This window comes from Roseomonas elaeocarpi (assembly GCF_042433915.1).
Lineage (GTDB): Bacteria > Pseudomonadota > Alphaproteobacteria > Acetobacterales > Acetobacteraceae > Roseomonas > Roseomonas elaeocarpi.
Window position 1 is genome coordinate 407628 of sequence record NZ_JBHLUN010000002.1, and the last position, 20059, is coordinate 427686.

Genomic DNA, 20059 nt, shown 5'->3' on the forward strand with positions numbered 1-20059 from the left:
CGGCCAGTCGCCCTCGCGGCGCCAGCGCCCTCCTACCCGTCCCGCATCCCCCTTCAGGTCAGATTGACAGGCCGGCGGGAAATCTGCCCGCCTCGCTTCGCCGGACCCCGACGAGGATGAACATGACGGAACCCACTGCGGCCGCAGCGCCGCGCAACCACGTTTCCCTGCCCGGGGCAGGACGCGTCGAGGCGGTTCTCGGAACGGTCGCGACCTACAAGGCCGAGGCCTCGGAAACAGGCGGGCACCTGGTCTGCGCCGAGATCACCGTGCCGCCGGGCCAGGGTATCCCGCCGCACCGCCACACGCAGGAGGACGAGTCCTTCTACGTGCTGGCCGGCCGCGTCGTGATCGAGGGCGATGACTGCGGCGGCGGCGTGGCGCTGGGGACCGGCGGCTTCTTCTACGGCCCGCGCGGCCATGTGCACGGCTTCCGCTGCGAAGGCGAGGAAACCGCCAGGCTGCTGGTGCTGGTGTCCCCCGGAACCGGGATCGGGGCCATGTTCACCGAACTGGCCGGGCTGACCGCCGCGGGGCAGGAGGGCGGCGTCGATCCCGCCCACATCGCCGCGGTGTGCGGCCGCTACGGCATCGCCTTCGGGCCCGGCTGAGGCCAGGCCGCGGAAGTCGTCGCGGCTTCGCGCTCGTTGCGGCGGCCCGCGGACGACATCCGGACAGGCACCGGACCTTGGCGGGTCCGCTGCCCCGGACCGCGCCGGGGTTCGCCTTACTTCCTTACCATCTTACCATCTTACTTCCTTACCCGGCCGCCGCGCGCCGCGGCCGGGTGCCGACCACGAAACCCTTGATGACGTCCATCAGCGCTTCCGGCTCGTCGGCGCGGATGGAGTGGCTCGAGTTCTCGAAGATGCGCAGGTCGGAGCCGGGGATCAGGCGGTGGATCTCCTCGGAGAACTCGGGCGCGCAGATCCAGTCGTGGCGGCCGGCCAGGATCAGCGTCGGCGCGGTGATGCGGCCGAGCTCGGGGCGCAGGTCGAAGGTGCGCAGGAAGCCGCCCGGGCGGAAGGCGCGGTTCAGCGCCTCGGGCGAATGGAGGGTGCGCTCGCGCCCCGCGGCGGCTTTGCTTTCGTCGTGGGTGACCGAGTAGAGCGGGCCCATGACGCGGTAGTAGTCGCGCACGTCCTCCACCGTGCCGAGCGTCCCCTGCCAGAGGCGCTGGACCATCTGGTACTGCTCCTCCGTCCCGCGTTCCCGCACGATCTGGTCGGCACGCTCCATGGTGCCGGCATGCGAGGCGGTGACCACCAGGACCAGGTGCGACACCGAGTCCGGATAGCGGGCGGCGTGGGCCTGGGCGACCATGCCGCCGTAGCTGGTGCCGATCGACACGATGGGACCGAGGCCAAGGTGTTGGCGCAGCGCCTCCATGTCCTCGACCGCTTCATCCAGGGTCCAGCGCTCCGGGTCTTCCCGGCCCGAGCGGCCCTGGCCGCGGTGGTCGAAGTAGACGAGCTGCATGCGATCGGCCAGCGGGGTGTAGCCGGGCTTGAAGCCGCTGTGGTCGCCGCCCGGCCCGCCATGGATCACGAAGGCCACCGGGCGCTCGCGCATGGTGTTGCCGTCGGGGACGAGGCCCATGCCCTCGATGTCGAAGTAGATCTCGGTGCCGCGAAGGCTGGCGCGCATGGTGGATGTCCCTGCAACCGGGTTGGCGCCGGACGAACCGGCCGATCGGGCGGATCATAAGGAAGATCGCCGGGCGGGGAAGCGCAGGCGGGTGGACGGCGCCTTTCATTGCGTGCGTTCGCAGTTCGGATACGTCTCAGAGTAGTATCAGGCTCATTTGGTGAGCAATAAATCAACCTTAAGTTAAATTACCATTTTATTTAATCGCGCAGATGGTTTTGTAACTTACTGATGGAGATAATAAACAACCCCATGTTGTCTCATGCAATTTTTACTTTAAGCGTTACGAATCACTCGTGCCGCTTTTGAGATGAATACCTAAAAATCCCCTCGCTTCGCCTGGCCCTGCTTCGCAGCACCGACCCGCAGCCCCGGGTCCGGCAGGAGCGAACGCGCGCCACCGCTCCGGCGTCGCCCAACCGTCCAGGGGAAACGAACCTTGCACTTCCGTTATGCCTTGCTCGCCACCACCGTGCTTTCCGTTCCTGCCACCGCGATGGCCCAAGGGATGGCCCAGGGAACGTCCCAGGAAACGCCCGGGGCCGCGATCCAGCCGATGCGCGGCTTCTACGTCGCCGGCGGCGCCGGCCTGAACATCCTCCAGAACCGCGACTTCGACGCCATCCGGGCCAACCGCCTCTTCCTGGACAGCCAGGGCGTGTCGCGCTCGGGCACGGTGAAGCACGACCTGGGCTGGGTCGGCGTGGTGTCGGCCGGCTACGGCTTCGGCAACGGCATCCGGCTGGAACTCGAAGGCAACTACCGCCAGAACGGCGCCGACAAGATCAGCGGCTTCCGCGGGCTGAACCCGGGCGCATCCTCGGACAAGGCCTCGGGCCGGGTGCGGCAGTACGGCGCGATGGCCAATGCCTTCTACGACTTCAGCATCCCCGGCCTGCCGGTGCAGCCCTATATCGGCGCGGGCCTGGGCTACATGTGGAACGAGAACGACAGCGTCCGCACGACCGCGTCCGGCGGCAACACGGTCACCTTCCAGGACGTGGACGGCGGCTTCGCCTACCAGGGCATCCTGGGCGTGGCCTACCCGATCTCCTCGGTGCCCGGCCTCGCCGCGACCGCGGAATACCGCTACCTCGGCCGGCCGTCGCAGCGCGTCAGCGGGCGGGTGTCCAACGCGGCGGGCGCCACGATCTCGCAGGGCAACTTCCACGGCGACCCGGTCAACAACCATTCGCTGCTGGTTGGGCTGCGCTACAGCTTCAACCAGCCCGCGCCGGCGGCAGCACCCGCGCCCGTCATGACCGCGCCCGCCGCCACCGCCCGCACCTACCTGGTGTTCTTCGAGTTCGACCGCGCCGACCTGACCGAGCGCGCGCGGCAGGTGATCGCCCAGGCGGCGCAGGCGAGCGGCAACGCCCGCATCGAGGTCGCCGGCCACGCCGACCGGTCGGGCTCGGTGCCCTATAACCAGCGGCTGTCGCAGCGCCGCGCCGAGGCGGTGGCCGGTGAGCTGGCGCGCAACGGCGTGTCGCGCGCGGCCATGGTGGTCCAGGCCTTCGGCGAAAGCCGCCCGCTGGTGGCCACCGCCGACGGCGTGCGGGAGCCGCAGAACCGTCGGGTCGAGATCGTCCTGCGCTGATCGCGCAGGGCGACCTCAACCGACGCTCAGGCAAAGGGGGGCCGGTCCGGAAGGGCCGGTTCCCCCTGGCAGGAAGGACCCGGCCGGGTTCCGGCGGAGCTGTTCCTCGCTGCCTCAGCCCCTTCCCGCGCCGCGTCGCGCGAAGGCCCAGCGCAGGGTGTTCGCCACCCCGAAGGTTCCCGCCCGTACCAGCGGCCGGACGAGCCTCGGGTTGTCCAGCCCGTGCATCCGCCGCGCCCAGTCCGGCAGCAGGTCCACCGCCGCCTGCATGGTCAGGTGCTGCAACGGCCCCGCCAGCGGGTGCGGCGCCGGCTGGCGCAGCACGAGGCGCGACACCGCCTCCGTGCGCGCGTCGCGGCGCAGCGACGGGCGCATCGCCTCGATGATGGCGCGGGCCTCGGCGCGGCTTTCCGGCACCGGGTCGGCGCCCAGGGCCCGGCCCACCGTGGCCATCTCGCGGAAGTAGCGGTCCCCGTCGGCGCCGGGCATCGCAGGCTCGGCGTAGCGGCGCCAGGCCTGAAGGAAGCTCGCGGTCTCGGTGACGTGGACCCAGGCGAGCAGCGCCGGATCGTCCGCGGCGTAGGGCGTGCCGTCGGGCAGCGTGCCACGGAGCTGCGCGTGGATGCGGCGGACGCGGTCGATCACGGCTTCCGCTTCCTCGCGCCCGCCATAGGTCGTCAGCGCGATGAAGCGGGCGGTGCGGCGAAGCCGGCCGCGCATGTCGTTGCGGAAGGCCGAATGGTCCCACACGCCCGCCAGCACCGCCGGGTGCAGCATCTGCAGCAGGAGGCTCGCGATGCCGCCCACCATCATCGCGCCCACGTCGCCGTGCACGCGCCAGGCCACGGCACGCGGCCCGAACAGCCCGTCCGGGCGGCGGACCACCGGGGCCTCGCCCCGCGCGCGGTCGTTGAACAGGGCCACGACCTGCCCGGTGATGGCGGCGCGCAGGCGATCGGCCAGGGCGCCCTCGTGGGGCAAGGGCAAGGTGGCGGTGCGTGGCTGTGGCATGGCACTGGATATCGGGTGGCCGGCCGGGCCTGCGAGGGTCCGGCGCGCACGGAACGGGAACACGGTGTTGCGCGCAACCTTGTTGATGCGCTGCGGCAGGGGGTGGGGGTCGATGCGGCGCGGGGCGGGCGGCACGACGCGATCGCGTGACACCGGGGGGCGATCGGCCGGCGCCTCTTTGCATCCCCGCACGCGGGAGTGGAGAATGGCGGAACCTCTTCACGCCGCAGCCCCACCGGAGCAGAACGCCATGTCCGCAGGTCCTTCCTTCTCGCGCAGAACCGGGCTCAAGCTGCCGCTCGCCTTCGGCGGTGCCCTGGCGGGAAGCACGGCCCTGTCGCGGCCGTCGCTGGCGCAGGGGACCGACGCCCGGACGCTGCGCTTCGTGCCCAGCGCCAACCTGTCGACGCTCGATCCGCTCTGGTCGGCGGCGCTGATCGCCTTCACCTACGGCTACCTGGTGTACGACCAGCTCTACGGGCTCGATGCGCAGCTGATGCCGCAGCCGCAGATGGTGCAGGGGCATGAGCTGAGCGACGGCGAGAAGACCTGGCGCTTCACCTTGCGCGAGGGCCTGCTGTTCCATGACGGCGAGCCGGTGCGCGCCGCCGACTGCGTGGCCTCGATCCGCCGCTGGTCGCAGCGCGATCCCTTCGGGCAGTACCTGGCCACCCAGCTCGACGAGATGAAGGCGATCGACGACCGGCGCTTCGAGATCCGCCTCAAACGGCCCTACCCGCTGCTGACCTACGGGCTGGGCGCCACCGCCTGCTTCATCATGCCCGAGCGCGTGGCCACCAAGTTCGATGCCTTCACGCAGGTGACGGAATCCGTGGGCAGCGGTCCCTTCCGCTTCGTGCGCGACGAGTGGGTGTCGGGTGCGCGCGCCGTGTTCACGCGCTTCGACAAGTACAAGCCCCGCGACGAGAAGCCGGAGTTCTGGAGCGGCGGCAAGGTCGCCCATCTCGACCGCGTCGAGTGGCAGATCATGCCCGACCCGGCCACCGCCGCGGCCGCGCTGCAGAGCGGCGAGGTGGACTGGCTGGAGCGGCCGCTGCTGGACCTCGTGCCGCAGCTGAACTCGACCCCCGGCATCAAGACCGAGGTGGTGGACCGGCTGGGCTCGCTGGCCATGATCTACCTGAACAACCGCGAAGGGCCCTTCAGCAACCCGAAGCTGGCCAGCGCCCTGTTCCCGGCGGTGAACCAGACCGAAGCGATGCAGGCCGTGCTGGGCGACCAGAAGGACCTGTACAAGACCGATGTCGGCTTCTTCGTGCCGGGCTCGCCCTACACCAGCGACGCCGGGATGGAGGTTCTCAAGGGCAAGCGCGACATCGCGGCGGCCAAGAAGCTGCTCGCGGATGCGGGCTACAACGGCGAGAAGATCGTGCAGATCGTATCCGCCGAGAGCCCGACGCTGAACCCCTTGTCGGAGGTGACGCGGGCGATGTTCCAGGAACTCGGCGTGAACGTCGACTACCAGGCGACCGACTGGGGCACGCTGCTCAGCCGCACCCGGTCGCGCGACGTGAACAACCCCTGGCACTGCTACGCGGTGACCTGGTCGGGGCTGTGGGTGACCAACCCGGGCAGTTCCATCCCGCTCTACGGCGAGAAGCCGGACCCGCGCATGATGGCGCTGAAGGACGAGTGGCTGCAGGCGCCGGACCTGGCGGCGCAGAAGGCGGTGGCCGCGCGGATGCAGGAACAGGCCTTCGCCGCACCGCCCTTCATCCCGCTGGGCCAGTGGTTCATCCCGCAGGCGATGCGCAACAACGTGCAGGACGTGGTGAAGGCCTCGACCGCGGTGTTCTGGAACGTCCGCAAGAGCTGACGGCCGCGGCGGCGGGTGGGCACTGGCCCGCCCGCCGCGTCACCCCGGCCGCGGCGAGGGCGTCGCCACCCTCGGCACGGCGAGGGCGCGGGCGGGCGGCACGGGCCCTTGGCGGCGGCTATCGGGAAACCCGGTGGAACGCCAGCGGAAAGCCCGGTGGACCCTCGGCGGATGGCTCAGAGCCAGCCGGTGCGGCGGAAGCGCCAGTAAAGGGTGGCGCAGAGCACCGCGATCACGCCCAGCACCACGAAGTAGCCGTCGTGCAGCTTCAGCTCGGGCATGTTCTCGAAGTTCATGCCGTAGATGCCGGCGATGGCGGTGGGCACGGCCAGGATCGCCGCCCAGGCCGCGAGCTGGCGGGTGATGATGCCCTGGCGCTGCTGTTCCAGGAGGCTGCTGATCTCGAAGACGGAGGTCAGCACCTCGCGCAGCCCGTCCGCCATGGTCTGGGTGCGGCGCAGGTGGTCGAGGACGTCGCTGAAATAGGGCTTCGCTTCCCCGTCCACGCAGGGCAGGTCGAGGCGCGACAGCTTGGAGCAGACCTCGCCCATCGGGCCCAGGATGCGGCCCAGGCGCAGCAGTTCCCGCCGGCGCTGGAACAGCCGGGCGATCTCGTCGCGCGACAGGAAGGCGTTCAGGGCGCGCGCCTCCATCTGCAGCACCTCTTCCTCGATCGTGGAGATGATCGGGCCGTAGCTGTCCACGATGAAGTCGAGAACGCCGTGCAGCACGTAGTCCACGCCCTGCGCCAGCAGCGTCGGCGCCGCTTCCAGCTTCTCGCGCAGCTCGCCATGGTTGCGGGGCGATCCGTGGCGCACGGTGATGATGTGGTGCGGCCCCACGAAGATCGCGGTTTCGCCGTAGCGGATGCTGCCGTCCTCGAGGAAGGCCGTGCGGGCCACCGCGAAGAGCGTGTCGCCGTAGACGTCGATCTTGGGCAGCTGGTGGGCCTTGAGGGCGTCCTCCACCGCGAGGGGGTGGAGGCTGTAGCTGCGCCGCAGCGCCTCCAGCTCCTCGAAGCTCGGCTCCACCAGGCCGATCCAGACGAAGGAGGAGCGGTCGCCGGAACAGTCCACCGGCTCCTCCAGCGAGACCGAGCGGACGCGCTGCCCATCGCGGTACAGGAAGGCCGCGGCGACGCTCATGGGAACACTTTCAGCGAGGCGGTGTCCGGCGCCCCGCCGCGAGGGCCCGCGGCCGGAACGCCGGGATGGGGAAGGATCGGGAAGGCCCGGCCGGTGGCTGGCGCCCCGGGCGGGGAAGCGGTTTCAGCCCCGGCGAGAAGCCCGTCGGCAGGTCCCATGAAAGGGCCCGGCCGCCGCGGCGTCAGGCCGCGAGCGCCTCGGCCGCGGCGGCGCTGTTGCGGACCTGCACCAGCGTGAAGAGCCCCGCCGGCGGGCAGGGCTGGATCGCCTCCACCTCGACCGTGTCGCGGTCCAGCAGGGCGGACAGCTCGAAATCCGGATGCCAGCCGAGCACGCGGCTCAGCGGCGCCATGGCGCGCTCGACCCACCAGCGGGGCCCGGCCTCGGCGGCGAAGTGGTTCACGAAGAGCAGGCGTCCGCCGGGGCGGACCACGCGGCTCATCTCGGCGAACAGGATCTTGGCGTTGGGCACCACGGAGGCGGTGAACATCGCCACCGCCGTGTCGAAGCTGTTGTCGCGGAAGGCCATCGCCTCCGCATCCATCTCGAGCAGGCCGTCGACGTTGGGCAGGTTCTCGGCCGAAACGCGCTCGGCGGCCTTTTCCAGCATCTCACGCGACAGGTCGATGCCGGTGACGCGCAGGTCGCGGCGGTAGTTCGGCAGGGCGAGGCCGGTGCCGACGCCCACCTCCAGCACCCGCGTCCCCGGCAGGCGGTTCACCGCCGCCACGGCGCGACGGCGACCGTAAGCGGACACGCCGCCGAACACCGTGTCGTAGACTCCGGCCCAACGGCGATACGCGTCGCGCACCGAGGACGCATCCAGGGCCGCGCGAGGGTGGTCGCGTTCCCCACCCCGATCAACCGCCGATGACATCGCTGCCCTAGATCCCCTGAACTTCAGTACCACGGGATGCGCTAGACCACGTGGGGGTCGGGCGCAAGCCGCTGGGTGGTATGCTCACGGCGTGCTCATCCCCGCAATGATTGCGCGCGCCCCGGCTGCGGTTTGTGGTGCGTCGTGGCGCGGGAGTCGCTGCGGGGCGCCTCCCAGGCAGGCCGCTCCGGGGCCGGACGGCTGGCCGGGCGCGCGGCCCGGTTCCGCCTGGCGCCCTTCCCCGCGCAGCCTTGCGGCCCGGCGGGGCCGCGCGTCAGTCGCGCGGGCGGCGGGCCGGGCCGCCGGCGGCGCGGCGGGGGCCGTAGCCGCCGCGGTCGCCGCCGAAGCGGTCACCCTGATAGCGGCCGCCCTGCGGACGGTCACCGTGGCCACGGTCGCCACCCGCCGGGCGGAAGCCCGTGCCGGCCGGGCGCGGGCCGTAGCCGGCGCGGGGACCGGAGCGGCCGGGGCCGCCCGCAGGGCGCGGCGTGAAGCTCTGCACCGCCGCCGGGTCCATGATCTCCACCGCGATATGCGCGTCCTCGCCCTCGGCCTTGCGGGCCGCGGAGGCGAAGCGCGTGGCCGCCGCCTGGGCCACCTCGAACTGCGTTTCGGTGTCGAGGATGCGGATGCGGCCGATCTCCTCGCGCGTTACGTGGCCGCGGCGGCACAGGAAGGGCAGCAGCCAGCGCGGATCGGCATTGCCGTCGCGGCCGACGCTGGCGCGGAACCACACGCCCTCGGGGCGCGGGGCGCGGGGGGCCGCCCCAGGGGCGGAGCCATCGCGGTCACCGAAGTCGCGGCGGGGGCGGTCATTGCCCTCCGACAGTTCTTCCGGCGCCGGCAGCGGGCCGCGCAGGGTGCGGATCAGCGCGGCGGCCACCTGCTCGGGCGTGCGGGTCTCGAGCAGGGTGCGGGCCATCGCCATCTCGTCGTCGCCGCTCTCCTCCTCGGTGACGGTCAGGGCCTGGACCGCGAGGCGCTCGTTGTCCTTGGCGCGGATCGTCTCGGCCGAAGGGGCCGGGCCCCAGGTGGCGTTGACCTTGGCGGCGAACAGCAGGCGCTCGGCCAGGCGGCGGCGGCTGTAGGGCACCAGCAGCGTGGAGATGCCCTTCTTGCCGGCGCGGCCGGTGCGGCCGGAGCGGTGCGTCAGCGTTTCGGGGTCGCGCGGCAGCTCGGCATGGATCACCAGGCCCAGGTCCGGCAGGTCGATGCCGCGCGCGGCCACGTCGGTGGCGACGCAAACGCGGGCGCGGCCGTCGCGCAGCGACTGCAGGGCGCGGGTGCGCTCGGCCTGGCTCAGCTCACCGCTCAGGGCCACGGCGGAGAAGCCGCGCTCGGTCAGGTTGCTGTGCAGGCGGTTCACCGTGGCGCGGGTGGCGCAGAACACCATCGCGATGCGCGGGTCCTCGAGGCGCAGGAGGTTGACCACCGCGCGCTCGATCTCGTGCGGGGCGATCAGCGCCGCGCGGTGCTCGATGTCGCCGTGGCCACCGCCCTCGTTCTTGACCTCGATGCGCTGGGCGTCGCGCTGGTAGGAGCGCGCCATCTGCGCGATCTCGCGCGGCACCGTCGCCGAGAAGAGCAGCGTGCGGTGCGGGTCGGGCAGCGTGTCGAGGATCGCCTCCAGCTCCTCGCGGAAGCCGAGGTCGAGCATCTCGTCGGCCTCATCGAGCACGACGACGCGCAGCGTGTCGGGCTTGAGGTTGCCGCGCTCCACATGGTCGCGCAGGCGGCCGGGGGTGCCGACCACGATATGGGCGCCGCGGCTCAGCTCGCGACGTTCGGCCATCGGGTCCATGCCGCCGACGCAGGAGATCACGCGGCCGCCGGCGCGGCCGTAGAGCCAGCTCAGCTCGGTCTTGACCTGCAGCGCCAGCTCGCGCGTCGGCGCGATCACCAGGGCGAGCGGGGTGCCGGCGGCGGGCAGGCGGTCGGCGAGGGGCGCGGCCTCGGTGGCCTCGGTGCCGGGCAGCGGGGCCGGGGCGCCGAGCAGGTCGGCCGCCATGGCCAGGCCGTAGGCCACGGTCTTGCCGGAGCCGGTCTGGGCCGAGACCAGCAGGTCGCGGCCGGCACCGGCGCCGTCGAGCACGGCGGCCTGGACAGGGGTGGGTTCGTTGTAGCCGCGCTCCGTCAGGGCGAGCTGGATCGACGCGGGAAGGTCGCTGGGAAAGGGCATCGGGTCGCCTTCGGGCAGAACGGCGCGGCGCAAAACCCCGCGCGACGCGCCGGGGGTCTGTTGGCCGCAGGATGGATGGATCCCCGTTCGCCCGGTGTGTCGGGGCGGGAGCGGGGCCGAACGGTCTGGAAACGAGGCGGGGTCCGGAACGCGCGGCAGTTCCCTATCTCAGGGCGGAACGCCGGTAGCCTTCGTGAGACCTCGGACCCTCGCGGAACCGCGCGGAGCGTCGGGTGCAACGGTGGTGTTGTCGAGCCGGGGTGTAGCAGCGGGGCGCGGGAAAAGTCCAGGAAATTCGGGCCTCTGCCCCGGTGTGCAGCGCGGGGCAGACCGGCAGGAACGCGCTGCCAGAGGGACTTGATGCGTGGCGCCCGCCTCGCCCGCCGCCCGGGCTGGCGGCCGGAAGGCGCCGGGGCCGGGCTGCCGTGGTGGAACCGCCGCGCCGTGCGCAAGTGACCGGCGAGGTGCCCTCGCGGCCATCCCGATCCGTCGCGGGGGCCTGGGACGATGGATCAGGATCAACCGCGCCCCGTTGACGACCGATTGTTGCGCCGCCTAAACAGGTCCCATGCCCGCGCGCATCACCATCAAGTGCATTACCAAGACGACCGCCACGGCGGGGCGTCCTCTGGTGCGTGCGCGGTGAACGGCACGAAGTAAGCACCAGAAGGCCCCGCCGGAAGCGGACGGGGCCCGGCCGAAGCCACGGCGCCCGCCTCTCCCGGCACAACAGGAGAGCTCCACCATGTCCGATATCCTCGACCTCGACGCCGCCGCGCCGCGCGACACCCAAGAGGCACCCGACACCGGCGCCTTCCGCCGCATCGAGGCCGCGGCGCCGCGCGTGGCGATCGTGGGCGCCACGGGTGCCGTGGGCGAGGCGCTGCTCGACTGCCTGGCGGCGCGCCGCTTCCCGATCGGTGAGCTGCGGCTGCTGGCCTCCCCGCGCTCGGCCGGACGCACCCTGCCCTTCCGGGGGAAGGAGGTGGCGGTGGAGGCGCTGACGGAGCGGAGCTTCGAAGGTGTGGACCTCGCGCTGTTCTCGGCGGGTTCGGGCATCTCGAAGCGCTACGCGGCGGCGGCGGTGCAGGCGGGCGCGGTGGTGGTGGACAATTCCTCCGCCTTCCGCATGGACCCGGACGTGCCGCTGGTGGTGCCAGAGGTGAACGCCCGGGCGATCGAGGCGCACCGCGGCATCATCGCCAACCCGAACTGCGTGGCCGCCATCGCCACCGTGGCGCTGGCGCCGCTGCACCGCGCCCACCCGATCCGGCGCCTGACCATGGCGACCTACCAGGCGGCCTCGGGCGCGGGTGCGGCGGCGATGGAGGAGCTGCGGCAGTCCACCGCCGCCTACCTGCGCGGCGAGGCGTTCGAGCCGAAGGTGCTGCCGCACCCCTACGCCTTCAACCTGTTCAGCCACAACGCCGAGATGGACCCGGAGAGCGGCTACAACGGCGAGGAGCTGAAGGTGGTGGCGGAAACGCGCCGCATCCTCGACGTGCCGGAACTGCCGGTGAGCATCACCTGCATCCGCGTGCCGGTGCTGCGCGCCCATGCCATGGCGCTCAGCGTCGAGTTCGACGCGCCGGTGGCCGTCGAGGAGGCGCGCGCGCTGCTGGAGGGCGCGCCGGGGCTGCGGCTGGTGGACGACCGCGCGCGCAACCACTTCCCGATGCCCTCCGAGGCGAGCGGGGCGGACGACGTGCTGGTGGGCCGGCTGCGGCGCGACCTGGGCGACCCGTCGGGCCGGACGCTGGCGCTGTTCGTGGCGGGCGACCAGCTGCTCAAGGGCGCGGCGCTGAACGCGGTGCAGATCGCGGAGCGGTTGCTGCGGCGCTGAAGGCCGTGAGGCGGCGGCACGGCCGGACCTGCGGGCCCGGCGGTGCCGGCCGACGGGGGCGGCGCCGGGGCGCGCGCCCGCGATCCGCGTCAGGGCGCGGGGTTCAGGGCACGGGGGCAGCGCCCGGCGGCACGGCGGCCGCCGGCTTGGGCGTTCCGGCGACGGGCGTGGCGCTGCCCTTTCCGGCGGGCATGGGCCCCGGGACCATCGCGGGCGAGGTGGCGCCCTGCCCCAGCGGCGGGTCCATGGGGTTGACCACGCCGACGTCGCGCCATGGCTGGCGACCCAGGCCGCGGTGCGCCAGCCAGTCGGTCAGTTTCCAGAACAGCACCGCCTGCCGGTCGCCGATCGCCCGCACCGTGGTGGGGGAAAACCCGGTCCAGGGCAGGAAGGGGTTGCGCCGCCCCTGCGCCCAGAGTGCCACGCGCGTGGAAGGGCGGCTGCTCGGCCCCCGGGCGTGGAAGCCGTAGGTGTCGGCGATCACCAGCGTGTTGGCGCGCGCGGCGCAGGTGACGGGCTCGCCGTAGCCCAGCCGGCGGATCATCGCGGGCGTGACGCGCAGGGAGCCGCGGCGGCTGTGGTCGTCGCCCTGCCGCCAGCTCAGGCTGCGCTCGCGCTCCCACCACAGGCGGCGCGGCGTGGCACGGTGGGAGCCGGGGACGTAGACGAAAGGGCCGTCCTCGGCCGGCACGTCCTGCAGGTAGAGCCAGCACTTCATGCTGGGATAGAAAGTGTCGCTGTGCAGCACCGTCTGCGGGTCTTCCTCGCCCAGGGCGGCGTGGCTGTAGATGGTCTGGATGAACAGCAGCGGCCCCACGCGCGTGCTGGCGACGTAGTCCAGCAATCCGCGCCAGGCCGGCGACGTGACCAGGGCCCGCGTTTCGGGCAACCGTTCCAGCACGGCGGGCGACAGCGGTAGCAGCCGGCTGACGGCATCGCCCTGCACGACCTCCCGCGCCGGGGCGCGCAGGGCCGCGATCTCGGCCCGCAGGCGCGCGAAGGATTCGGGCGGCAGGAAGTCGGGTTTGACCAGGATGCCGTCGCGCTCGAAGACCTCGCGGTCGGCGGCCGGGAGGGCCGGGGCCAGACGCTCGCGGCGATGTTGCGCCAGCCGCTGCGCCACCGCCACGCGGCGTGCATGCAGGCCCCAGCGGTTGAGCCGGTCACTTCCCAGGAAAGGGTTGCGCCCGAAGGAGCGCGAGGCGCTGGCGACGGCCGCCAGATGAACCGGGGCCAGAAGGATTCGCGTGGCGAGGCGAGGCCAAGATCCCATTCCTGGAGCCCTGAAGGCTGTTGCCTCGCCAGCCTGGCATCTTCCCCACCCGTTGCGTTACGAAATCATATTAATATCGATTAACTAACAAACAGCCGCTGCCGTTCCGCGGCGTCGCCCATGCACCGCGCGGCGACGTGGCAGGGTGCGGGCCGATGGCGCGTCAGGGTGGAACACGGCCGGCGAACAGGCTGCGGATGTCACGGGAGGGACCGGAGTCCAGGCGGGCCGCGACGACCGGCCGCCGGGTGGGCAGGACCTGCGGCCGCGTGGCGCCCACCGACCCGCGGGCGCGGGCCCGGCGGGACCTTGGGTGGCGGGGCCCCTACCCGGCCCAGGCGCGCAGATCCTCCACCAGCAGCTCCGGCGCTTCCAGCGCGCTGAAATGGCCGCCGCGCGGCATGGGCGTCCAGCGGGCGACGTTGTAGGCGGTTTCCGCGTAGGCGCGCGGCGGCCAGGGGTGCAGCGGGTCGGGGAAGCAGGCAAAGGCGGTCGGAACCTCGACGCGCCTGCCGGCCGGCATTTCGCGCAGGCCCGCCTCCATCGCCGCGCTGTAGAAGCGGATCGAGGAATGGAAGGCGCCGGTCATGTGGTAGATCATGACCGTGTCGATCAGTTCCTTGCGGGTAAAGACCTGCTCGAAGGGACGGTCGCGGCGATCGGACCAGTCGTGGTAGCGCTCCAGGATCCAGGCGGCCTGGGCCACGGGGCAGTCGCCCACGAGCCAGCTCAGGCTTTGCGGCTTCGTGCCCTGGAGGTGGCGGTAGGCGCCCATGCCTTGCTCGATCGCGGGCTGCTTCGCGGCCCAGGCCTTTTCTTCCTCGGTGCGCGGCGGGGTGGCGGGCTTGGGAAAGAGCATGGTGAGGTGGATGGCCTCGACGCTGTCCGGATGGTCCAGCGCCAGCAGCGAGGTGACCAGCGCACCCCAATCGCCGCCATGGGCGCGGAAGCGGCGGTAGCCCAGGACTTCCGTCATGAGGCTATGGAACAGGTCGGCGGTCCGCCGCTGGTCGATCGTCTGCTCCGGCTTGGCGGAAAAGCCGAAATTGGGCAGCGAGGGGATCACCAGGTCGAAGGCGTCCTCCGCGCGGCCGCCGTGGCGCGACGGGAAGGCGAGCGGTTCCGCCACGCGCCAGAACTCGCGGATCGAGCCGGGCCAGCCGTGGCTCAGCAGCAGCGGGCGGCGGCCGCCCGCCTCGCCCACCAGGTGGACGAAGTGCAGCGCCACCCCGTCCACCGTGGCGGTGAACTGCGGGAAGCGGTTGAGGCGGTCCACCGCCGCGCGCCAGTCGTACTCCTCCGCCCAATGGCGGCAGAAGTCGCGCAGGAAGGCGGCGTCGGTGCCGTAGCGCCAGCCCTCCCCCGCCGGCGCGGGCGGGAAGCGGTAGCGGCGGATGCGGTCGAGAACGGGGGCCACGGCCTCCGCCGTCCAGTCCACGCGGAAAGGGGTCATCGGGCGCGTTCCTCGGGGCGGTGTCGCCGGGGGAAGCGCGCGGGACGGGCAACGGGTTGCCGGCGCGAAACGGCTGCCCCACGCCGGCAGCCGGGTGCGTCAGGTCGCCGGGGAGTCGGAAGGGGCGTCGCCGGCCGGGTCCGCCTTCGTGGCATCGGGGGCACCATCGGGGGCGGCGTCGCGGAAATACGGCTCCACCGTGCCCTGGAGCTTCACGGTCATCGGGTTGCCCTTGCGGTCCAGCGTGTTGCCGACCGTCAGGCGCACCCAGTTCTCGCTGACGCAGTATTCCTCGACGTTGTTCTTCTCGACGCCCTTGAAGCGCACGCCGACGCCGCGCTGGAGCAGCGGCTCGTTGAAGTAGGGGCTCTTGGGGTTCACGGACAGGCGGTCGGGCGGGGTGTCGGACATCGGCGGGGCCTCGCGGGCGAAGAAAGCGGCGACGAGCCGCGGTGGAAGGGGGCGGCCCGCGCGTCGTGGCGGGCGTGAAGCGTCCGCATCCCACCGCGCGGCAGCCAGGGCAAGAGGCAGGGGCGCGGCGGGGCACCGGGCGGCCGCATTCGGACCAGTCGTGAATGGAGCGCGCAAACAGGAGGACACGGACAACGGCGCAGGCAGGCGGGGGCGGACGGGCCGGGTCGTGCGGCCGCAACGCTGAATCGGTTGCCGTTCGCCACGGCTCACGAAAATCGCTCCAGGCTGTTGTTTTCCCCAGGTATTTTCACCCGATCAAGTGATTCCACCTGATCGGGACCTGCGCTAGTCCGGCAGCGTGAGGGCGCCGTCGGGCCCGAGCGCGAAGCCCGGGTTCCAGGCGATCTCCCACAGGAAGCCGTCGGGGTCCGCGAAATGCCCGTGGTAGCCGCCCCAGCAGGCTTCCTGCGCCGGTCGCGTGACCTTGCCGCCCAGCGCCGCCGCCCGGGCGAGCACGGCGTCCACCTCCTCGCGGCCGCGCGTGTTGTAGGCCAGCGTGAAACCCTGCGACGGCGCCTGCTGCAGCGGCACGCCGGCGTCGCTGGCGAGTGCTGCGCGGGGATAAAGCGAGAGCGCGATGCCGTTGAGCTGGAAAAAGGCGACGCCCTCCGCCGCGTGCATCCGCCGCGGCCAGCCCAGCGCCTCGTAGAAACCCGTGGCACGGGCGAGGTCGGCAACGCCCAGAGTGACGAGGCTGAGGCGGGGTTCCATGGCGCCCAAAGGGGGCTCGCCCGCAACGGGTGCTGTCAAGCACGGCGCGGGGGAGAGCCCGCCCCGGCACCGCCGGCAGACGCCCCGCGGGGGTGGCGGGCTGTGCCCAGCCGCGTGCCTCCTGCCCGGCTCAGCGGAAGCGGCTGGCGCGGAAGGGCTCCACCGGCACCTCCGGCGCGCGACCGCCGAGGAGCTGCGCCACGAGGCGGCCAGTGCGCGGGCCGCTCACCAGCCCGACATGGCCGTGGCCGAAGGCGTGCACCACGTCCGGGCTGCGCCGGCTGCGTGCGATGACCGGCAGGCCGTCCGGGGTGGAGGGACGATGGCCCATCCAGACCTCGACGCGATCGGCCGGCAGGTCGCGCGGCAGGGCGGGAAAGGCGCGCAGCAGGTGGTCGCGCAGGATCTGCGCCCGGCGCCAGTCCGGCGCGGCCGCGAGTCCCGCGATCTCCACCTGGCCGGAACAGCGCAGGCCCCCGGCGGTCGGGGTGATCGCCATCTTGCCGTCGGAGGGCATCAGCGGCAGGCGGGGCGACACCTCCGGGTCGCGCAGCACGGCGTGGTAGCCGCGCTCGCTCTCGAGTGGGACGCGGTCGCCGGCGGCGGCGGCGAGCGTCTTCGCATACGCGCCGGCCGCGATCACCGCGGCGTCGCAGGGGATCTCGCCCACCTCGGTGCGCACCGCGCGCAACCGGTCGCCCTCGAAGCGGAAGCCGGTGGCGCGGGTGCGGCGCAGCGTGGCGCCCTGCCCTTCCGCGTGGCGCACCAGGGCCGCCACCAGCGCGCCGGGGTCGGAACAATGGCCGCCCGCTTCCACCAGGGCACCGAAGGAATAGGTGCGGCTGAGCTCGGGCTCGCGCTGGTGCAGTTCCTCGGCCGACAGCTCGATCCACCGGATGCCGAGCGCGCGGCGGATGCGCCAGCTCATCGCCTCGGCCTCGAAGGCCGCACGGTCCGGGTAGATGTAAAGGTCGCCGTTCCGGTGGATCAGGTGCTCCACCCCGGCCTCGGCGGCCAGCGCCCGGTGCAGCGCCGGGCCGTCGGCCAGCAGCGGTTGCAGGGCGGCTGCGGTGCGGGCGACGCGCGCCTCGGTCCAGCCGGCCAACAGGTAGCGCGCGAGCCAGGGCGCCACGCGCGGCAGGTAGCGCCAGCGGATCGCCAGCGGCCCCAGCGGGTCGCGCAGGAAGCCCGGCACCTTGCGCCACAGCCCTGGGCCGGACGGCGGGATCACCGATTGCACCGAGAGCCAGCAGCCATTGCCGTAGCTGGCGCCCTGCGGCCCGCCGGGATCGCCGGGCTCGACCACGGTGACGCGGTGGCCGTCGCGCAGCAGCTCCACCGCGGAGGCCGCGCCGATGATGCCGGCGCCGATCACCACGACGTGGCGTGGGGTTCCGTCGCCGGCCCGCGTCGGGGTGGCGGGAGGCTGGGACGGCGGAACGGAGCCGGACGTGGAAGGCATCGGGAGCGGCGGGCTTTCGGAGAGGCGCGCGAGGCAGGGCGCGGGGAACAGGTGGCGGCGGATTTGGGCGGGACGGAACTGGCCAGGGCGGAACTGGTGAGGGCGAGCTTAGCCGAGGCGGGTGCTGGCACGAAGCGGGGCCGCCGACAGTCGCGGCGGGGTGGCCGGGTGCGACGGGGCAGGCTGCGGGCTGCGGGCTGCGGGCTGCGGGCTGCGGGCTGCGGGCTGCGGGCTGCGGGCTGCGGGCTGCGGGCTGCGGGCTGCGGGGGAACAGGTGGTCAGCGGCGCCGCTGCGCACGAAAGCGGGAGAAGGCGTGGTTCCGACGCTTTGTTCTTTATTTGTTCCTATGAAGCGGCCAAAATTCCTACCGCAGTCAGCCGCACCGAGTCGGGCTGCACGATCCGGCCGGCCCGGTTTTCCGCCCCTGCACGGGTGGCGGAACTACCGGATCCGCACCGGGCAGCAACGGCGAGGCGACGAGAACCGGCAGCAAGGACGGGGCCATGCACGATTTTTCCTTCACGACGGGCATGCTGATCGGCTGCTCGATCGCCATCCCGATCGGCCCGATGGGGCTGCTCTGCATCCGCCGCACCCTGGCCTGGGGCATGCCGGCGGGGATCAGCAGCGGCCTCGGTGCGGCCACGGTCAACCTCCTGCACGGGACGCTCGTGCTGCTCGGGATGGGGGCGGCCGTTCCCTGGCTGAGCCAGGACAGCGGGACGCTGCACATGTTCAGCGGGTTGTTCCTGTTGCTGAGCGCGGCGCGGACCCTGTTCCGCCGCCGGCCCTCTTTAACTGGCGAGGCCACGCCGGCGCCGGCGCTGCTGGCGGCCTACGCCTCGGCCGCGGCGTTCAACCTCGTGAACCCCATGGCGATGGTGCTGATCGTGGCGCTGCTGTCGCCCTTCGCGGGCGCGCACCCGCCCTCGGCGGGCGAGGCGGTGCTGCTGCTGCTGGGCATGTTCACCGCCGCCGCGGCGTGGTGGGCCTGCCTTTGCGGCGCCTTCGCGCTGCTGCGGCGCCGGCTGCCCGCCGACACGCTGCTCTACGTCAATCAGGGGGCGGGCATGCTGCTGACGGTCTACGGGACCCTGGCCCTGGCCGAGGCCGCGCGCTGAGTTACAAAGGAATATATTCCTTAATCGCGACGTGCCCCCGTGCAACGGTGTAGGGGAGCGGCCAGCACCGAGCCGGAGCCCGCCGATGAGCCTTTCGACCCTCGAAGCCCTGCGCCGCGGCGATCTCGCCGGGGCGCGCACCCTGCGGCTGAACGGGTTGGGGCTGGAGGCGGTGCCGCCCGAGGTCTTCGCGCTGCGCGACACGCTGGAGGAGCTGGACCTCGGCAATAATCGGCTGAGCGAGTTGCCGCCGGCGATGGCGACGCTGGGGCGGCTGCGGGTGATCTTCGGCTCGAACAACCCCTTCCCCCTCCTGCCGCCGGTGCTGGGCGGTTGCGCGGCGCTGACGCAGGTGGGGTTTCGCGGCACGGGGCTGCGCGAGGTTCCGGCGGAGTCGCTGCCGCTGCGGCTGCGCTGGCTGACGCTGACCGACAACGCGATCGGCACGCTGCCGGCAGCCCTCGGCGAGCGGCCGGCGCTGCAGAAGCTGATGCTGGCGGGCAACCGGCTGGAGCAGCTGCCCGAGGGCCTGGCCGGGGCGCCGTCGCTGGAGCTGCTGCGGATCGGGGCCAACCGCTTCGAGGCGTTGCCGCCCTGGCTCACGGCGCTGCCGCAACTGTGCTGGCTGGGCTACGCGGGCAACCCGGCGGAGCCCGCGATGCGGGGCGCGGCGGCGGTGCCGGACGTGCCGTGGGAGGCGATCGAGCCCGGCGCGGCGCTGGGCGAAGGCGCTTCGGGGCGGGTGCAGGCGGCGCTGTGGCACGGACAGGCCGGCGCGGCGCCGCGCCCGGTGGCGCTGAAGCTGTTCCGGGGCGCCATGACCAGCGACGGCTTGCCGGGGCACGAGATCGCCGCCTCGCTGGCGGCCGGGGCGCATCCGAACCTCGCCGGGGCGCTGGGGCGCGTGATGGGGCATCCGGAGGGGGTGGAAGGGCTGCTGCTGCCGCTGCTGCCGGAGGGTTGGCGCGCCCTGGCCGGGCCGCCGAGCCTGGCCGGCTGCACGCGCGACGACTATGCCCCGGCGCTGCGGCTGCCCTGGCCGGTGGCGCGGCGGCTGGCGCTGGCGGCCGGGGCGGGCGCCGCGCAGCTGCACGGGCGCGGGCTGCTGCACGGCGACCTTTACGCGCACAACCTCCTTTGGGACGGCCGCGCGGGCGAGGCGGTGCTGAGCGACCTGGGCGCCGCCTCGGTTCTGCCCGGGGGCGAGGACGGCCTGGCGATGCAGCGGCTGGAGGTCCGCGCCTGGGGGCTGCTGCTGGAGGAGCTGATCGCGCGCGCCGAGGCGGTGCCCGAGGCCGCGCGCGCGGTGGCGGCGCGCTGCGTGCAGCCGGTGCCGGCGGATCGTCCGCTGATGGCGGAAGCGCTGCGGGCACTGGAGGCCTGCGCCTGAACCCCTCGCCCGCCGCGCCTGCCGGGTCGTGGACG

At 72.8% G+C, this 20059-nt stretch carries 16 protein-coding genes; 6 read left to right on the forward strand and 10 right to left on the reverse strand.

From position 1 onward, the window contains the following. Positions 1-122 precede the first annotated feature (122 nt). The gene (locus tag ACFFGY_RS03580; protein ID WP_377043011.1) at positions 123-611 is read left to right on the forward strand and encodes a cupin domain-containing protein; all 489 of its coding nucleotides are present in this window, start codon (positions 123-125) and stop codon (positions 609-611) included. A gap of 148 nt (positions 612-759) precedes the next feature. Here ACFFGY_RS03580 and ACFFGY_RS03585 read toward each other — a convergent pair whose 3' ends face one another. Next, positions 760-1647 carry an alpha/beta fold hydrolase gene (locus ACFFGY_RS03585; RefSeq protein ID WP_377043012.1) on the reverse strand — a complete coding sequence of 296 codons (888 nt, stop codon included), beginning with the start codon at positions 1645-1647 and terminating at the stop codon, positions 760-762. A 439-nt stretch (positions 1648-2086) separates the two neighbouring features. On the opposite strand from ACFFGY_RS03585, the gene ACFFGY_RS03590 reads away from it, so the two are divergent. Then, the gene (locus ACFFGY_RS03590; RefSeq protein WP_377043013.1) at positions 2087-3247 is read left to right on the forward strand and encodes an OmpA family protein; all 1161 of its coding nucleotides are present in this window, start codon (positions 2087-2089) and stop codon (positions 3245-3247) included. A 114-nt stretch (positions 3248-3361) separates the two neighbouring features. Here the strand turns inward: ACFFGY_RS03590 and ACFFGY_RS03595 are convergent, their stop codons facing one another. Next, entirely contained in the window at positions 3362-4258 is an 897-nt protein-coding gene (locus tag ACFFGY_RS03595; protein WP_377043014.1) for an oxygenase MpaB family protein, read from the reverse strand. Positions 4259-4508: 250 nt separating this feature from the next. Here ACFFGY_RS03595 and ACFFGY_RS03600 point away from each other — a divergent pair, with 250 nt between their 5' ends. Then, on the forward strand, positions 4509-6095 hold the full coding sequence (locus tag ACFFGY_RS03600) for an ABC transporter substrate-binding protein (RefSeq protein WP_377043015.1): 1587 nt from the start codon (positions 4509-4511) through the stop codon (positions 6093-6095). 176 nt (positions 6096-6271) lie between these two features. Here the strand turns inward: ACFFGY_RS03600 and ACFFGY_RS03605 are convergent, their stop codons facing one another. From ACFFGY_RS03605 to ACFFGY_RS03615, 3 genes are all read right to left on the reverse strand, one after another. Next, entirely contained in the window at positions 6272-7240 is a 969-nt protein-coding gene (locus tag ACFFGY_RS03605) for a magnesium and cobalt transport protein CorA (RefSeq protein ID WP_377043016.1), read from the reverse strand. 181 nt (positions 7241-7421) lie between these two features. Then, on the reverse strand, positions 7422-8117 hold the full coding sequence (locus ACFFGY_RS03610; RefSeq protein WP_377043017.1) for a class I SAM-dependent methyltransferase: 696 nt from the start codon (positions 8115-8117) through the stop codon (positions 7422-7424). Between the two features lie 274 nt (positions 8118-8391). Further along, entirely contained in the window at positions 8392-10296 is a 1905-nt protein-coding gene (locus ACFFGY_RS03615; protein ID WP_377043018.1) for a DEAD/DEAH box helicase, read from the reverse strand. 745 nt (positions 10297-11041) lie between these two features. Here ACFFGY_RS03615 and ACFFGY_RS03620 point away from each other — a divergent pair. Then, on the forward strand, positions 11042-12139 hold the full coding sequence (locus ACFFGY_RS03620; RefSeq protein ID WP_377043019.1) for an aspartate-semialdehyde dehydrogenase: 1098 nt from the start codon (positions 11042-11044) through the stop codon (positions 12137-12139). 103 nt (positions 12140-12242) lie between these two features. Here ACFFGY_RS03620 and ACFFGY_RS03625 read toward each other — a convergent pair whose 3' ends face one another. From ACFFGY_RS03625 to ACFFGY_RS03645, 5 genes are all read right to left on the reverse strand, one after another. After that, positions 12243-13412 carry a phytanoyl-CoA dioxygenase family protein gene (locus ACFFGY_RS03625; RefSeq protein WP_377043020.1) on the reverse strand — a complete coding sequence of 390 codons (1170 nt, stop codon included), beginning with the start codon at positions 13410-13412 and terminating at the stop codon, positions 12243-12245. Between the two features lie 325 nt (positions 13413-13737). After that, complete coding sequence (locus ACFFGY_RS03630) at positions 13738-14865, reverse strand: epoxide hydrolase family protein (protein ID WP_377043021.1); 1128 nt, start codon at positions 14863-14865, stop codon at positions 13738-13740. Positions 14866-14964: 99 nt separating this feature from the next. Beyond that, positions 14965-15276, reverse strand: coding sequence for a DUF3297 family protein (locus ACFFGY_RS03635; RefSeq protein ID WP_377043022.1), 312 nt, complete (start codon positions 15274-15276; stop codon positions 14965-14967). Between the two features lie 348 nt (positions 15277-15624). Continuing rightward, positions 15625-16050, reverse strand: a complete 426-nt coding sequence (locus ACFFGY_RS03640) for a VOC family protein (protein ID WP_377043023.1) — start codon at positions 16048-16050, stop codon at positions 15625-15627. Positions 16051-16180: 130 nt separating this feature from the next. Continuing rightward, entirely contained in the window at positions 16181-17512 is a 1332-nt protein-coding gene (locus ACFFGY_RS03645) for an NAD(P)/FAD-dependent oxidoreductase (RefSeq protein WP_377043024.1), read from the reverse strand. Between the two features lie 504 nt (positions 17513-18016). On the opposite strand from ACFFGY_RS03645, the gene ACFFGY_RS03650 reads away from it, so the two are divergent. Together ACFFGY_RS03650 and ACFFGY_RS03655 are read left to right on the forward strand one after the other, a co-directional pair. Next, positions 18017-18634, forward strand: coding sequence for a LysE family translocator (locus ACFFGY_RS03650; RefSeq protein WP_377043025.1), 618 nt, complete (start codon positions 18017-18019; stop codon positions 18632-18634). An 85-nt stretch (positions 18635-18719) separates the two neighbouring features. Next, complete coding sequence (locus ACFFGY_RS03655; RefSeq protein ID WP_377043026.1) at positions 18720-20024, forward strand: hypothetical protein; 1305 nt, start codon at positions 18720-18722, stop codon at positions 20022-20024. Positions 20025-20059: the final 35 nt, after the last annotated feature.

What these genes read in the sequence shown, in the direction of transcription:
- ACFFGY_RS03580 (WP_377043011.1), top strand. Translation starts at nt 123, where the DNA reads ATGACGGAACCCACTGCGGCCGCAGCGCCGCGCAACCACGTTTCCCTG.
- ACFFGY_RS03585 (WP_377043012.1), bottom strand. Translation starts at nt 1,647, where the DNA reads ATGCGCGCCAGCCTTCGCGGCACCGAGATCTACTTCGACATCGAGGGC.
- ACFFGY_RS03595 (WP_377043014.1), bottom strand. Translation starts at nt 4,258, where the DNA reads ATGCCACAGCCACGCACCGCCACCTTGCCCTTGCCCCACGAGGGCGCC.
- ACFFGY_RS03600 (WP_377043015.1), top strand. Translation starts at nt 4,509, where the DNA reads ATGTCCGCAGGTCCTTCCTTCTCGCGCAGAACCGGGCTCAAGCTGCCG.
- ACFFGY_RS03605 (WP_377043016.1), bottom strand. Translation starts at nt 7,240, where the DNA reads ATGAGCGTCGCCGCGGCCTTCCTGTACCGCGATGGGCAGCGCGTCCGC.
- ACFFGY_RS03610 (WP_377043017.1), bottom strand. Translation starts at nt 8,117, where the DNA reads ATGTCATCGGCGGTTGATCGGGGTGGGGAACGCGACCACCCTCGCGCG.
- ACFFGY_RS03615 (WP_377043018.1), bottom strand. Translation starts at nt 10,296, where the DNA reads ATGCCCTTTCCCAGCGACCTTCCCGCGTCGATCCAGCTCGCCCTGACG.
- ACFFGY_RS03620 (WP_377043019.1), top strand. Translation starts at nt 11,042, where the DNA reads ATGTCCGATATCCTCGACCTCGACGCCGCCGCGCCGCGCGACACCCAA.
- ACFFGY_RS03625 (WP_377043020.1), bottom strand. Translation starts at nt 13,412, where the DNA reads ATGGGATCTTGGCCTCGCCTCGCCACGCGAATCCTTCTGGCCCCGGTT.
- ACFFGY_RS03630 (WP_377043021.1), bottom strand. Translation starts at nt 14,865, where the DNA reads ATGACCCCTTTCCGCGTGGACTGGACGGCGGAGGCCGTGGCCCCCGTT.
- ACFFGY_RS03635 (WP_377043022.1), bottom strand. Translation starts at nt 15,276, where the DNA reads ATGTCCGACACCCCGCCCGACCGCCTGTCCGTGAACCCCAAGAGCCCC.
- ACFFGY_RS03640 (WP_377043023.1), bottom strand. Translation starts at nt 16,050, where the DNA reads ATGGAACCCCGCCTCAGCCTCGTCACTCTGGGCGTTGCCGACCTCGCC.
- ACFFGY_RS03645 (WP_377043024.1), bottom strand. Translation starts at nt 17,512, where the DNA reads ATGCCTTCCACGTCCGGCTCCGTTCCGCCGTCCCAGCCTCCCGCCACC.
- ACFFGY_RS03650 (WP_377043025.1), top strand. Translation starts at nt 18,017, where the DNA reads ATGCACGATTTTTCCTTCACGACGGGCATGCTGATCGGCTGCTCGATC.
- ACFFGY_RS03655 (WP_377043026.1), top strand. Translation starts at nt 18,720, where the DNA reads ATGAGCCTTTCGACCCTCGAAGCCCTGCGCCGCGGCGATCTCGCCGGG.